Here is a 14,755-nt window from a genome sequence, read left to right as displayed (position 1 = left end):
AATAGCTTTAAGTTAAAGCTTTTTTCTAATCATAAAAAATAGTTGGCAAGCCAACAAATTTTATCTTTTTACTGGATTTTTTTTTAATAATAATGTATTGTAATCAAGCACGGGAGTTGATTATGTGATGATTATTATGTCCGGTATGATTGGAGCTGGAAAATCCCAACTCACAAAGATCTTATCAGAACACTTAGGGACTGAACCTTTTTATGAACCTGTAGAAGATAATCCTATTCTTCCACTGTTCTATGCAGATCCTGATCGTTATGCATTCTTATTGCAGATTTATTTCTTAAATAAGAGATTTGCATCTATTAAAAAAGCTATGGCTCATGACAACAATGTACTTGATCGTTCTATTTATGAAGATTCTCTTTTCTTCCATATGAATGCAGAAATGGGAAGAGCGACAAGTCAGGAAGTTGATGTCTATGATTCTCTTCTTGATAATATGATGGAAGAACTTCCTTATGCTGCGCATAAGAAAGCACCTGATCTTCTTATTCATATTGATGTAGATTATGATACTGTCATCAAGCATATCAAGATGAGAGGCAGAGATTATGAACAAGTAGATCATGATCCTAAACTTAAAGAATATTATGAAAACCTAATTGCTCATTATGAACCTTGGTTCAAGGACTATGATGCATCAGAAAAGATGGTCATCAATGGCAATCGCTATGATTTCGTCAATAACATGGATGATCGTCGTTGTGTACTTAATGCCATCGATGATAAGCTATTGGAATTAGGAAAGATTTCAAAGGAAGAATATACTTCTTTACAGGAAAAAATCAGTCAGTTATAAAAAGACAAGATTCACTTAGAATCTTGTCTTTTTAATTCTGCATTGATCCACATCATCAAGAGTTTTACTATTTCATCTACTTCTTCATCAGTAAGTTCTCTTCCTTTTGGAATATGGTGCCATTTTTCAAGACACCCTCTACAGCAACAAGCACAAGCATGCTGAGCGAGAAAGACAGGATGAGAGTTCCTTCTTGTAGGTGTCTGTTTTCCATCATTTTCTATATGTGCTGGTCTTAATCTTTTATTAATAAAATCATAGGCATGCTGCTGGATGAGTTCACTTCCCTTTTCTTTTGCATAGTTTTTCATATTGCGATTAAGATGGAACTGACTTCTGAATTTTGAATGCGATAATGCCTCAAGTTTTTCTTTGGTTATTAGTTTTTCCATAATCACATTATATCACATAATTGATATGGAATATTCCCACATTTATTTACTACACTATCCTTGTAGCAAGTAAAGAGCTACAATCCCTTCATAAAAATTTTCCTAAAAAGGAAACGAGCAGATGTTCTGCTCGTTTCTTTTTTTACCAGATATATGTTATATGTTGAAGTAGAAGACTTACAATCGTAATGGCCATCCAACATATACCACCAAGTACAATGGGTTTTCCTCCTGTTTTTATAAGCTTGATCACATTGCTATTAAGGCCGATGGCCGCCATCGCCATAATAATAAAGAATTTACTTAATTCTTTAAAAGGTGCAAAGATATTTGAAGAGATACCAAAATGTAATGCGATGGTTGTTATAAGTGAAGCAATAATAAAATAAATAATAAAGACAGGTAACGATTTTTTTAATGTAAAGTTTTTCTTATCATGTGATCTGATTGCGGATAATCCTAGCACAATTGGAATAATGGCTAATGTTCTTGTTAATTTCACTGTTACCGCCTGATCCAATGTCTGACTTCCTAGTTTCCACATACTATCCCAAGTAGAAGCTGCAGCTGTCACTGATGATGTATCATTAATAGCTGTTCCTGCAAAGATTCCAAACGCATGTCCGCTAATATGGCTAAAGCCAATGATTTTCCCAAAGATTGGGAAGAATAAAGCAGCGAGCGCATTAAATAAAAAGATAACAGAAATAGCTTGTGCAACTTCATGATCATCCGCATCAATAACAGGGGCTGTTGCCGCAATGGCAGAACCACCACAAATAGAAGAACCCACCCCAATTAAAGTTGAGATATTTCCAGGAATATGCATGATCTTATGAAGAATCCACGCAACGATAAGGGACGTAGAAATTGTCCCAATAATAATGGGTAATGACTCTTTTCCCGTTTGTAAAATAACACTTAAATTCATTCCAAATCCTAATAGCACAACCGCAGACTGTAAAATAAATTTAGATGTAAACTGAATACCTGATTGTGCTTTTCCTTTATTGTTCCAGAACAATGTAATGATCATTCCTAAAAGAATCGCAATGACTGCCCCACCTACAATGGGAAATTGTTTTCCTAATAACCAAGATGGTAATGCGATAAGAAAACATAATAGGATCCCTAATCCTTTATCTTTAATAAAACTCATATTTACCCTCTTTTCTTTCATACCGCTTGATTATAGCAACCAATTCTCATAAAATCTAATTATTACTTTTTATCAATTAATAAAATCTATTTATCAAGGAGAACAGTATGATCGATCAAAAACTTATTACCTTTCTAAAACTCTGTGAGCTTATGAACTATCGCAAAACGGCGGAAGCATTACATTTGACACAGCCTGCTGTGTCAAATCAAATCAAACAATTGGAACAGGTCTATCAATGCAAACTCTTCTTATATGATAAGAAGAGGCTACATAAGACTACAGAGGCTGCTATGCTTGAACATTATGTAGAAAACCTTATTTATCAGGAATCTCAATTTATTCAAGCTTTATCTTCACATAACAATAAAAGGTTTCTTCATATTGGGGCAACGAAAACAATTGGGGAATATGTGATTAAGAATCAAGTGTCGCTGTGTGCTTTAAATAAAGATAATCAGATCTCTGTCACTATTGATAATACCAAGAAACTTCTTAGCTATATTGATAAAGGTTTACTTGATTTTGCCTTAGTAGAAGGTTTCTTTGATCAAAGCAAATATCAACATATAGAATATGCAAATGTACCTTTTATTGGGGTATGTCATAAGGATCATCCTTTTGCCAATAAAGTTATCTCCTTAAATGATATCTTCTATCAGCATCTTCTTATTAGAGAAGAAGGATCAGGGACAAGAGATATTCTTGAAAGAATGTTAATTGAACATAATCATACTATTAATGAATTTGAGAGAATAACATCCATCAATCATTTTTCATTACTTATTGATGTATTAAAACGTATTAATGGGATCACGTTTGCTTATGAACCATTAATAAGAAATGATGATGAACTTGCATGTTTTACTATTAAGGGATTGAATATTTCTCATTCTTTCAACTATGTATTTTTAGATAATGATTATTCACGTGATTATGTGTTATACTTTAACTCATTAAGAAAACAATAACAAATTTTTTAGGAGGATATTTTATGAGAATTGCAGTGTCTTATATTAACGGGATGATTTTCCCTCATTTTGGTCATACAGAACAATTTAAAGTGTATGATGTAGAAGATGGGCAAATCATTAAGGAAACAATTGTTAATACAAATGGACAAGGTCATGGAGCCTTAGCGACTTTCTTACAAGATGTTAAAGCAGATACTCTTGTTTGTGGTGGTATTGGCGGATGTGCCATTCAGGCTCTTCATGAAATGGGTATTGAATTATATGCGGGAGTAAGCGGAAATGCGGATGAAGCTGTAGCTATGCTTATTGCTGGTACTCTTCCTCAGATTAATGGGAAAACTTGTCATCAGCATGCCAATCATCATTGCGGTCATCATTGTGGTCATTAAAAAAAGAATTTGTGGAGTCAGATGAACTTCACAGATTCTTTTTTTATTCTTGATCTTTTTTACTATGTTCAAATCATCAAACCGTCTTTTTTACTGAATAGTACGATATAGTTTTTAGCTGCTCATTCCTCTTCTGTGCTTTCCGCTTGGATGTAGCATCTTCCCTCTCCGTCCTTTCTTTCAAAGCTTACAGTAAAGTTTTTCATGCTGTTTCCTCCAGTCTGTTTTTTCGATTCATAAAAAACTTGAGACATATGCGAGCCGGAAATTCCAGTCCTGCTGTGCAAAAAAAGAACATCCGTTTGACGGAAGGACCGTACGCATCGTGAATGTTCCGTCGTCATTGATATGCTTGACTCTTACAAGTTCCAGCATGATTCTCTCTTCACCATAGCAGTAGCGTCTATATACGTATGAATGGATATGCCATGTGAATTCGCTCTTCTTCAGGCGAAGCTGAGCGAGAATCTCTGCCGGTCCGTATTCTATTCTGAAGTCATCAATGAATTTTGACTCGTCAGTGGTATTGATTTTTTGTCTTATTGAAGTATTATCATATTGTCGTAGGACGAGTGATGAATCCAACTTTCGGCGGAGAGATTCATCACTTTTTTTCTGAAGTATCGGTATGATACTATTGTATCCCCATGCCTTTCCCACAGATCAAAAAAAGCGGTTACTGGAAATAATGTGGCTCTATAATTAGACTTATCTGTTTTCATAATTCTAAATAACTCTACATAATGACCATAGGAAAACAATCATACCAATATTGATGGCAATGTTTAATGTTATAAATGGTTCTATAAAACCAAAACCAACTAAAATAAGAAGTACAACATAAAATGTCAATAAGATAAGCATAAATACTTTTATTATTCGAGATTCAATATTATTATTTAATTTCATATTATTTTTTTACTCCATATCTCTTTATTTCATCATAGCGATCGACCATTTTCGCATGGTTAAGATACATTTTATGTGCATTTTCAATAGCAATACTAGCAGTAGTCAAAGAAATCATAGCTAATGAAGCCATTAATTTCTTCGCTGAAGCGGTTAATCCTGCTGTTGCGAAAATATCTAAACATAGTACTGTTATAGCGCCTATTCCTGACACTACTGAAGCACCTAATTTAGAATAAAATCCATTTTGATAATATTTAGATTTAAGAAGATAATCCTGGTACTGATGAATTCGATTTTTAACTACTTTAGCCTTACCATTCTTATTTAACACATAAGTTGCTTTACAACCAATTTTTACCTTAGAACCATCTATTTGATACCAATATGTTTTTAATTTATAAAAATTAGCAGAAGTATGCTTTTTTCCATATCCCTGTAATAAAACTTCAATTTTTACTTGAATTTCTTATAGTTGGCTTTCTTATAATTTATAAACAAATTGTAGTGTATCTATCCATAATAGACAACAAAAATATAGTTATTCAAAAAAAAAGATATAAATATACATTGTTTTAATAGTTAAAAGATTAATTGTATAGTTTTAGTCTTTCTTCATATTCTTTTTCATAATGATTCAGAAACGCTATCAAAAAAACAAGTAAGTGAGCTCTTTGGGTGTATACCAAAGATAAAAGACCGCATTTTTTCATACGGTCTTCTTTTGTTATAGGGAGTTTTCCCAAGCACCATCTATCTCCAGCAGAGATCCAGTTAGAAGTGCCTTAAGAGACAGACAATCATGCTTCAGATAAAGGCGAAAGCTAACAAAACTATCAGAAATTTTGTCACCAAAGTGGTCAATGTCACCACAAGGTGTTTGAAATAACAGGGTGGCAACTCTGCCACTAGGGTAAAACTGCACAGGATGACATCACCCAACGCTGGTTCCATACCAACGGAAAAAATAACTTGAATGAAAGCCTCTTTATTTCGATTCCCAGCTTCAATTCTAAAGATGTTTGAGATTGATTGATGATCTTTAAAACAAGTTCTCTACCATTACGATTCTACATCATTTCTTAAAATTGTATCACTCAAGATAGATGAAAAAAGCAGGACACCCTGCTTTTTTTCATAGATAATATTCCATTGGATAAGTAAGATAGTCCATTGGTTCAAGTTCATCAAGTGTAACAACTCCAGGTTCTGCATATAGTACAGTTGGAATTCTATTAACAATAGTTGCACAAGTATGTTCTACTGTTGCAGGTTTTACAACATGGAACTCTGTATCTGGTTCACCGATGATCTTCCAGTCACACATATCTCCATCATTTTCACCGTAGACTTTTCCAATACATCTTGTTTCAATAACTGGTCCTTGCATTGTTTTTGTGGTTACAACAGCAGCCATGCCAACACATTTTCCTTTTGGAATAGTTTCTCCAAGTGTCTTTGAGAAAACATCCTCATCTTCAAAATAAGGAACACATTCCTGTTGTTGAGATTCAATTGTCCATCCAAGTTTTTGTGCTAATGCTTCATTAGAATTCCATACATAAGATGGTTCAATAGTTTCAGGATGGGCAATTTCTTTTTCAAACGTATCTGCATCTAATCCTACACCATGTGCTTTAGCAAGAGCTAAGCCATAATCTTCTACATTATAAGAAACCGCACCTTCAATACGTTCAATCTTATGACAGGCACTTGCCACCATAGCAACCATGTTTACCCAGAAGACATCTTCCATACCTGCTCCTACAAATGTACAGCCATTCTCTTTAGCAATCACATCAAGTTTATGTGTTAGCTTCGCACTTGTAGTCCATGAATATGTTGATTCTTCGCATGTAGTAATAACATTGATACCACGAAGAAGACATTTTTCAAAATGTTCATAACAATCTTCTACAAGAGAAAACAATGTTACTACAGCGATATCAGGATCTGTTTCATCTAATACTTCATCAGCGTTATTACTGATAGTTACACCAAGATTAACATCAAGGCCGGCAAATTCTCCAACATCCATTCCTATTATTTCTGGATTTACATCGATAGCCCCGACAATCTGACAGCCGCTTTCATAAAGATAACGCAAGATATACTTAGCCATCTTGCCACAACCATACTGTACTACTCTTATTTTTTTCACACTAACACCTCCTGTTTTTATTTTATCACATTTATTTATTTTTAACGAAAGCGTTATCATCATAAACAAAATATATAATATCGATGAAAAATAGAAATATTCACTGTATAATATATATAGGTGTACTATTTCTATTTTGGAGGGATATTAGTGAACAGAGAAGAACGTTATGAAGAAGCTTTACAGAAATTATCCTCCGTATCATTATTGCTAGAAAAACTTCTAGAATTAGATCAGACATGTGAATATGAATATTTACGTGTTATTTCTAATGAAGTAAAAGATGCATTAGATACGTTCAGTGATTTACAGGATTAATAAAAAAGCTTGAATAAAGCTTTTTTATTTCACATTATTAGCGGTTTACCGTTATATCAATAGGAAGGAGTTTTCTATGAATGAGTTTTTAAGAACAATTCATTGTAGTATTTTTAAGAAGTGGGTTACTTATCAGTTAGAGAATTATCATCTTGAAAAAAATGATGATGTCATTTCTTTTCACAGCAAGAATGCCAATGGCCATATTGGTTTTTATGATAATGATATTATTGAAATGCAGATTGTTTCTACTAAGAGTGAAGAAGTAGAATTCTATCTTCATTTTCAGTTTCAGAACTTTCTTCACGCGGAAGATCTGTTTTCTCAGATGAACACTACCCTTCAACAAATAGAGGAAAGCAAAACTATTAAAGTGCTGTTAAGCTGTTCTAGTGCTTTAACCACAAGTATGTTTTCCTCTATGTTAGAAGAGAGTGCTAAAGAGAATCATTTAGACATGCACTTTGAAGCATTGCCTGTAACTGATTTATTATACCAAGGAGATAACTACGATCTCATCATGTTAGCTCCGCAAGTATCCTACCAGCTGCCTAAGCTAAAAAATACGTTAAAAGCAAAAATCATTGCGCTGCCAGCGCAGATCTTTGCAAGGTATGATACGATTGGAGCTTTAGCTCTTATCAATGAGACTTTGTCTCATAAGAAAGAGAAAGAAGAGAAAGCATTATTTACTATTCAAAGACATATATCTGATTTGAACAAGGTACTTACAATATGTTTTATTAGACATTTAAAGAATACGAAGATCAGTTATCGTGTTTATGATCATAATAAAGAGATACATGAAGAAAATATGATCTTATGTCATGTGGGTCTTTCTGATTTGAATGGGATATTAGATCAGGTTTTTGATATGCATCCTGATATAGAGAGAATATGCATTAGTCTACCTGGTACGACTGATGGTGATTCTATTATAAATACGTATAATGATTTTAAGATGAAAGGTTTTAAGTCTTATCTTGAAAACAAGTATAAGAAGACTTTCTATCTTCTTAATGATACGAATGCATGTCTTATTGGAATTCATGCGACATTAAAAGATTATAAAGATATTGGTCTTTATTATGTAGGAAAAGGCAATAATGTTGGTGGTAGTGCATTTATTTTAAATGATCACCTTATCTACGGGAAGAATGGTTTTGCAGGTGAAATCAGGTATATGCATAAACAATATGAAAATGGATTAGAGATGGTGAAGACTGAAGAAGGAGCTATGCTTGTAGCTAAGAGCTACATCGTTCCTATGATAGCATTTATTGCACCTGCGGTGATTGCGGTTTATTCAGATATGATTCCTAACATCAATGAGTTAAAGTCTCTTATCAGCGAAGATATTCCAGAAGAATATCTTCCAGAATTTATTAAAATTGATCGTCCATTGGATTATATGCATCTTGGTTCATTAATGCATATTTCTTTCTTGGATATGAAGAATAAGAATCTATTAGAATAAGAAAAAGGATATTCACTCTTTTTGTGAATATCCTTTTTTATTTCACAGTAATTGTTACTTACTGTTTAAAATATATTTTTTAATTAGATAAACAGGTGTACAGCTCCATGCATGACAATAACTATTAACTATTGGTGATCCGTAAGGGGAATAACTTACACGATCTGGATCAAAAGCTTCCCAGAATGTATCTGCACCTAGTTCAATCATTTTTCCCCAATATTTTTTCATTAATGCGATTGCTTCTTTATCTAAATGAGCTTCGAATAATGCTTCTACAATATGATGATACATATATGGAGTGGCAATATTCTTGATTGAGAAAAGTTGTTCAATTGTGTTATTCATTATTTTTTTGTTTGTTTCATCATCCATGACATGTGCGAGTACCATCCATACTTGTGATGCAATATTATATTCATTTTCACCTGTTACAAAGAGGTGTTTTTCTTTATTAAATAGGTGTTCTTTAGCATAATTTGATAATTGATTTAATGCTTTTGTGTAAATATGTGCATCTTCATCTTCTACAAGATGACTTAAAGAGATAAATTGTTTTAACACGTAGATTGTTTCAGCATGTCCTGCGGTATCTTTATTAAAGGCATTTGACCAATCTACAAAGACAGGATAGTCTTCATCAGGAATAAATTTTCCTTCTTCTGTAAACATTTTTAAAGTAACATCCATTTGTTTCTTGGCAATAGGGTATAGTTCTTTCACAAATGCAAGTTCAGGATGTGCCTTATTGTAATCATATAATGTTGAGATAAAGAAGAGGCTGTATTCATATAGGAAAGTGTCATCTGGTAACGGTTTAGGTTTTACAAAAACATTTGCGGATATTTTATTGTTTTCTGCAGTCATTCCGGCAAATAGATAAAGACAGCGTTTTACTAGTTCACATTGATCAAATGTTGAATAATTGGCTAATGCCTGTAAACGCAGGTCACCTAACCAAAGGCGTCGATCTCTCTTTGGTCCATCTTCAAAAACATCCTGCATGCAATCTGCTAATGTTTTTAATCCAACGTCATATATTTTTTGTAATGTTTTATCTTCCAATGAAAGTGGTTCTAATCTACTATAATCTGCTGATGTTTCAGTGATGAGTGTTGGATTCTTGATAACTACTTGCCATTTTGGAGATGTATCAATGACTTTTATTTCTACATATCTGAAACTGTATCTTCTTGGTAATTTTAGTGTACATGGTAATTCGTCAATATGTATAAATTCTTCCTGTATCCATGAACGACTTAACCAGCCAACATAGTCTTGTGATTCTGCATTAAGTTCACATGGCATTTCAGCAAATTTTAGGCGTATATATAATGGTGCATCCATAGGAGATCCAACTTGATCTAAGTCTACTGAAAATGATCCTACATAATGATTACCAAAATCTAGGATCAGACTATCATCTCTTTTGAGATGATAGTCTGATAGTTGATCAATATCTTTTTCTAGAATGGAAGTACCAATACCATCTAGTTGTGTCTGATCTTGTATTAGTTTAACAAGATGAAGAGCTTTTTTTGTTTCTTTCTTTATTTCAGGACAACTCTCTTCTGCTTTTTTTAATAGTTCTTCATCATGATTGAATTGAAGTTCATTATTTATTTGAAATGTAAATGCCATAATCTCTCTCCTTTTACTTCATTTGAGCTACGCCGTATTTCTTTTGAAGAGCAATCATAACAGTACCAGCGACAGCACTAATTAATACAATTCCGGCAAAGCCATACATTGTTCCTTGAATGCGTGAAGGTGCAACTAAGAAAGGTGTAATCAATGCAAATAGTCCACAGCAGAATCTTGAAAAACCATTTATGAAACCTTGCATAGAAGCTCTTGCGGATGCTGGGAATGATTCCTGTGTCCAAACTTTATAGATTGATTCTCCGGCAAACTGATTACCAATATTATAACAAGCAATCATTGCGACAATTGTAAAGATTGAACCACCACCAAGAGCAATTCCAATCATTGCTAAGGCCTGAATAAAGATTCCAACATAGAAGAATTTATTACGATGTTTACTGCCTGCTGCACTAGCAAACATAATTCCGCAAATAAGTCCTACGATATTAAGAATAATTCCACTTCCTGTTGCTAATGACTGAGAAGCATTTGCCTTAACGAGAATATATGTCTGAAATTGTCCGAATGTGTTAGCTAATAAATTCCAACAAACGTAGAAAATCATAATGCAGGCAAAGAATTTAATAAAACGTGATGAATTTTCTCCTTTAAATAAAGTAGTAAAAGATACTTCATTTGCTTTTTCTCCCTCAGCAGCTCGGTAAGCATTCCCTGCTTCATGGAAAGTTCTAAATGTAGGAGAGAGTGTTCTCCATAAGAATGCGATTGCAGCGAAAGCTGCCAATAATGCAAAGACGATACGTGCACCTGTTGCACCAGATACTGTTGAAACAATAAATGCCATTGCATATGATCCTAATACCCCAATCTGCCAGAATACTTGTGTTGAGGCAACTAATTCAGCTGATGTTTTTTCATCAGGAGCATCATGAGATATTACTGTTAAACTAATAGGAAGATCGGCACCTGACGCAAAGCCTGCAATAATAAGACCGCCTAGAAGTACCATAAATTGATTTGACATAACACAGATTAATGTTCCAATTAAATAAAAGAGATTCATTGTATTAAATGATTTAATTAATCCAAATTTTTTGGTGATTGTTCCTGCCAATAATGATCCTGCTGCAATAGCAAATGTAAGAGCACCTGAAAGGATACCTACCTGTCCATCAGTTAATCCTAATCCATTTTGCCATACCGCAATTGTTGCTGAAAGTCCAATAATTATACCAGAGCCTAACATTGAACCTATTCCTGCCGCTACAACGAGTGGCATATATTTTTTTGTACTATTTTTACTCATATGTTTTCACCTTTCTTCTTTGAGCGAGTTCTTTTTGAATTTGTGGGAACTGCTTGTCTAATCTATAAAAATACATTGTGATAATTGATAACACTAACAATAAAGCTGGAATGTAGATATACATGCTCTTAATAGCGATAAGCGCTTTGGCATTTTGTACTAATGCTTCATTATTGTAAGCACCCCAAGATAGTAATAACCCTGAAATACCTCCTGCTAATGCCTGTGCTACTTTTCCTAAGAAGCCATTTAACGATGACAATGTTCCTGCAGCTTGTACTCCTGTTTTCCACTCTCCATAATCAACTGGGTCTGCTTGCATTGAGAAATAAATACTTTCTTTAATCCCATATCCTAATGCTGAAATAAAAGCACCAGTAATGATAATAGATGTTTGCAGCTGTCCAATAAAGATAATCAATAGACCAATCAACTGTACAAAAGCAGATAGTTCGTACAAGTTTCTTTTTCCTAATTTTTTTGCTAAAAATGGAACTGTAAAGTTTGCAACCATTGGTACGATTGTCATAATTGTTGCAACAAGAGAGGCCATTGATGTAGATCTAACATAGTACTTATAGTAATAAACCAATGCTGCTGACTGTAAAAAGTATCCCGTCCATTGAAATAAAATATTCAATGCAAATATTTTCCATGGTTTATTTTGTGCTAAAGAAGAAACAGTCTTTTTAAGAGACACACTCTTTGTCTGCTCTTGTAGGTTGGTTTCTCTTACTAATGCAAATGTTAAGAAGAAACATATTGATCCTATAATTCCAAACATTCCCATTACAAATCGAAAACCTAAAGCTTCATTTCCTTTACCTACTAAATGAACAAGTGAAAGTGCTGTAGCTGAGACAATAGTTGAGCCTAAAAATGCGAAGAATTTTCTCCATGTAGCCAATACAGTTCTTTCATTCATGTCATCTGTAAGTGCTGGTAATATTGAAGCAAGAGGAATATTTACAACGGTATACATAAATGATAAGAAAATATAAGTTGCATATGCATATACTAATTTTCCAGATGGAGCAATCTGTGGAACATTAAATGCCAAGAATGCTGATAAAGCAAAAGGAACTGCTCCAAATAGGAACCAAGGTCTGCTTTTACCCCATCGCGTTCTTGTCTTATCAATTGCATAACCAACAAGTACGTCTGTAATAGCATCAATAATACGACAAACAATAAACATAACAGCGATTGCTTTGGCATCAAGTTTCATTATATCTGTATAAAAATAAAGTAGATATAATGAGATAACTTGCCAAATTAAATTACAAGCAAAATCACCTAGACCATATCCAAGTCTTTGCTTATACAAATTAAATACTGATTTCATCTATTCATCCTTCCTTTCACTATCATTATAGATTTATCTTTTATTTCTTCATATTGGGAGAATTGACTAATAAATTGACTTTTTTTGATATTTTGCTTTATAATCAGTTTAATAAATGATTATATTTGATATATTTTTTTACAGGAGGTCTATATGAAAAAACATCAATCAATGAATCCTATGATTAACCTTAATAAAGATGAACAATTCTACAAAGAGCTCTATAATGCAAAAAAATCTTCTTCATCACTCAAGACGTTTCTAGCCTCAATTGATAAAGAAGATGTATTAAAAAGACATCTTATTGTTCCTGATCTTTTTCCTGAATTCATTCCTTATGAAATGACTGATAATGATTATTTTCAAGATAAAAACAGAAATGTCTTCATTACCAAACATAATCGATATACCCCTGCATTTATACATAAACATGATTTTTTTGAAATCATTGCAGTATTCTCAGGATCCTGTGTTCAAAATATCGGTTTAGAGAGAAAACAATTTAAAGAAGGTGATTTCATTTTCATTGCTCCTGGCATATTCCATACGATGGAAGTTTTTGATGATTCTTCTATTATCTTTAATATTCTTTTAAAAAAAGAAACATTCTACTTCATGTTTGCCCCTATGATGAAAGGACATGATTTATTAAGTGAATTCTTTAGTGAAGGAATGTATGAATCTCAACAAATTAAATATGTTATTTTTCATACTAAACAGGAAGATTTTATCGCCTACCAACAAAGAATGATGAATCTTTATAAGGAACAACTTTATCATGATGACTACTCTGATCAAATTTTAATTGGTTTATTGACTTCACAATTTGCCTATATTATGAGAGAAGGTGCTGAAACTATGGAATCTTCTTATTCTTCCCATAACGAAAAAAAACATGATGATTTCAAAGTAATGAGCTATATCCAAGAACATGTCGCTGATGTAACCTTAGAAGGTATTGCGGATCATTTTGGGTTCTCCACTGCTTATTGTTCTAGATTAATTAAATCCCATACTGGTCAGGGGTTTTCAGATTGGAAAAGAATCATACGCATTAGAAATGCTCAATACATGCTTGTCAATACACAAATGTCAGTACGTGAAATTGGAAACTCTTTAGGATATGAGAATCCTGAAACTTTTATTCGTGCTTTTAAAAAACAAACTCATACGACACCTGCTAAATATAGAAAAGAAAATATTTCTAATCAATAAATGTGAACTTAAAAAGGATATTCACATTTTTTGTGAATATCCTTTTTATATATTTATTTCAAGTATATATAACTTGTTTTTATCAGATTGTACATAGATCTTATTTCCATCATTTTCTTTGATCAAATAATAACCCGTTGCATCTTTTGGTATTTGATTGTTTTTATAACGAGATGAAGTATATTCTTCTAATGCATTACGTATTTCATTCGCTGTAGTTCCCTTTTTAAACTGACTAAAATCAGCTTTATCACTAAGTTCATAAACACTATATTTTGTATCATGGGCACTCAACGAAAAGATATGATCCTTTACACTAGGTAAATCGATTTTCCAAAACTGTTCATAATTTTCAATTCCTATTTCATTGTACTCTATATCCCTACCTTGAGATGGATCTTGAAGTGCCTTGTAGAATACAAAAGCTATTAATACTACTAATCCAATCGAAAATATTACTACAATGTGTTTTACTTTCTTATTCATAATCTTTTCCTCTCTTTATTTCAATTATATATATTTTATAGATGTATATAAAGAAAAATAGTGTAACATAGTGTAAAATTTTTTGTGTAAATTCGTTTTGTCGAATTTTATCTGACGTTATTCAATAGACAAAAAAGGTATATTCCTTGTAGAATGATTTCTGCAAACAAAACAACCACAAAGGAGTATACCCATGAATCATTTT

General features: G+C 32.9%; 14 protein-coding genes. 6 read left to right on the top strand and 8 right to left on the bottom strand.

Annotated elements, in window-relative coordinates; genetic code table 11:
* Nucleotides 1-127: 127 nt before the first annotated feature.
* Complete coding sequence (locus J6L95_RS03175) at nucleotides 128-814, top strand: deoxynucleoside kinase (RefSeq protein WP_031589988.1); 687 nt, start codon at nucleotides 128-130, stop codon at nucleotides 812-814.
* An 11-nt stretch (nucleotides 815-825) separates the two neighbouring features.
* Here the strand turns inward: J6L95_RS03175 and J6L95_RS03170 are convergent, their stop codons facing one another.
* Together J6L95_RS03170 and J6L95_RS03165 are read right to left on the bottom strand one after the other, a co-directional pair.
* Nucleotides 826-1,206 carry a DUF4186 domain-containing protein gene (locus J6L95_RS03170; RefSeq protein WP_029072685.1) on the bottom strand — a complete coding sequence of 127 codons (381 nt, stop codon included), beginning with the start codon at nucleotides 1,204-1,206 and terminating at the stop codon, nucleotides 826-828.
* Between the two features lie 142 nt (nucleotides 1,207-1,348).
* Entirely contained in the window at nucleotides 1,349-2,365 is a 1,017-nt protein-coding gene (locus J6L95_RS03165; RefSeq protein ID WP_287458124.1) for a YeiH family protein, read from the bottom strand.
* A 107-nt stretch (nucleotides 2,366-2,472) separates the two neighbouring features.
* On the opposite strand from J6L95_RS03165, the gene J6L95_RS03160 reads away from it, so the two are divergent.
* Both J6L95_RS03160 and J6L95_RS03155 read left to right on the top strand, forming a co-directional pair.
* On the top strand, nucleotides 2,473-3,336 hold the full coding sequence (locus J6L95_RS03160; RefSeq protein ID WP_287458123.1) for a LysR family transcriptional regulator: 864 nt from the start codon (nucleotides 2,473-2,475) through the stop codon (nucleotides 3,334-3,336).
* A 23-nt stretch (nucleotides 3,337-3,359) separates the two neighbouring features.
* Entirely contained in the window at nucleotides 3,360-3,728 is a 369-nt protein-coding gene (locus J6L95_RS03155; protein ID WP_287458122.1) for a NifB/NifX family molybdenum-iron cluster-binding protein, read from the top strand.
* Between the two features lie 910 nt (nucleotides 3,729-4,638).
* Here J6L95_RS03155 and J6L95_RS03150 read toward each other — a convergent pair.
* Together J6L95_RS03150 and J6L95_RS03145 are read right to left on the bottom strand one after the other, a co-directional pair.
* Nucleotides 4,639-4,851 (bottom strand): hypothetical protein, encoded by a 213-nt coding sequence (locus J6L95_RS03150; protein ID WP_287458121.1) that lies wholly within the window; start codon nucleotides 4,849-4,851, stop codon nucleotides 4,639-4,641.
* A gap of 921 nt (nucleotides 4,852-5,772) precedes the next feature.
* Entirely contained in the window at nucleotides 5,773-6,798 is a 1,026-nt protein-coding gene (locus J6L95_RS03145; protein ID WP_029072683.1) for an NAD(P)H-dependent amine dehydrogenase family protein, read from the bottom strand.
* A gap of 150 nt (nucleotides 6,799-6,948) precedes the next feature.
* On the opposite strand from J6L95_RS03145, the gene J6L95_RS03140 reads away from it, so the two are divergent.
* Together J6L95_RS03140 and J6L95_RS03135 are read left to right on the top strand one after the other, a co-directional pair.
* Entirely contained in the window at nucleotides 6,949-7,116 is a 168-nt protein-coding gene (locus J6L95_RS03140) for a hypothetical protein (RefSeq protein ID WP_287458120.1), read from the top strand.
* 76 nt (nucleotides 7,117-7,192) lie between these two features.
* Nucleotides 7,193-8,593 (top strand): ROK family protein, encoded by a 1,401-nt coding sequence (locus J6L95_RS03135; RefSeq protein ID WP_287458119.1) that lies wholly within the window; start codon nucleotides 7,193-7,195, stop codon nucleotides 8,591-8,593.
* A gap of 54 nt (nucleotides 8,594-8,647) precedes the next feature.
* On the opposite strand, the gene J6L95_RS03130 is transcribed toward J6L95_RS03135, so the two are convergent.
* From J6L95_RS03130 to J6L95_RS03120, 3 genes are read right to left on the bottom strand one after another with little or no spacing between them, the layout of a single operon-like run.
* The gene (locus tag J6L95_RS03130) at nucleotides 8,648-10,234 is read right to left on the bottom strand and encodes an alpha-L-rhamnosidase-related protein (RefSeq protein ID WP_287458118.1); all 1,587 of its coding nucleotides are present in this window, start codon (nucleotides 10,232-10,234) and stop codon (nucleotides 8,648-8,650) included.
* A gap of 13 nt (nucleotides 10,235-10,247) precedes the next feature.
* On the bottom strand, nucleotides 10,248-11,504 hold the full coding sequence (locus tag J6L95_RS03125; RefSeq protein ID WP_287458117.1) for an MFS transporter: 1,257 nt from the start codon (nucleotides 11,502-11,504) through the stop codon (nucleotides 10,248-10,250).
* Nucleotides 11,497-12,849, bottom strand: coding sequence for an MFS transporter (locus J6L95_RS03120; RefSeq protein WP_287458116.1), 1,353 nt, complete (start codon nucleotides 12,847-12,849; stop codon nucleotides 11,497-11,499). Before J6L95_RS03120 ends, J6L95_RS03125 begins: the two co-directional genes overlap by 8 nt.
* A 153-nt stretch (nucleotides 12,850-13,002) precedes the next feature.
* Here J6L95_RS03120 and J6L95_RS03115 point away from each other — a divergent pair, with 153 nt between their 5' ends.
* Nucleotides 13,003-14,064 (top strand): AraC family transcriptional regulator, encoded by a 1,062-nt coding sequence (locus J6L95_RS03115; protein WP_287458115.1) that lies wholly within the window; start codon nucleotides 13,003-13,005, stop codon nucleotides 14,062-14,064.
* A 45-nt stretch (nucleotides 14,065-14,109) separates the two neighbouring features.
* On the opposite strand, the gene J6L95_RS03110 is transcribed toward J6L95_RS03115, so the two are convergent.
* Entirely contained in the window at nucleotides 14,110-14,550 is a 441-nt protein-coding gene (locus J6L95_RS03110; protein WP_287458114.1) for a hypothetical protein, read from the bottom strand.
* Between the last annotated feature and the right edge of the window lie 205 nt (nucleotides 14,551-14,755).

The organism is Kandleria sp., assembly GCF_017934775.1.
Taxonomy (GTDB): Bacteria; Bacillota_I; Bacilli_A; order Erysipelotrichales; family Coprobacillaceae; genus Kandleria; species Kandleria vitulina.
This window is presented reverse-complemented; position numbering and strand designations above follow the sequence as displayed.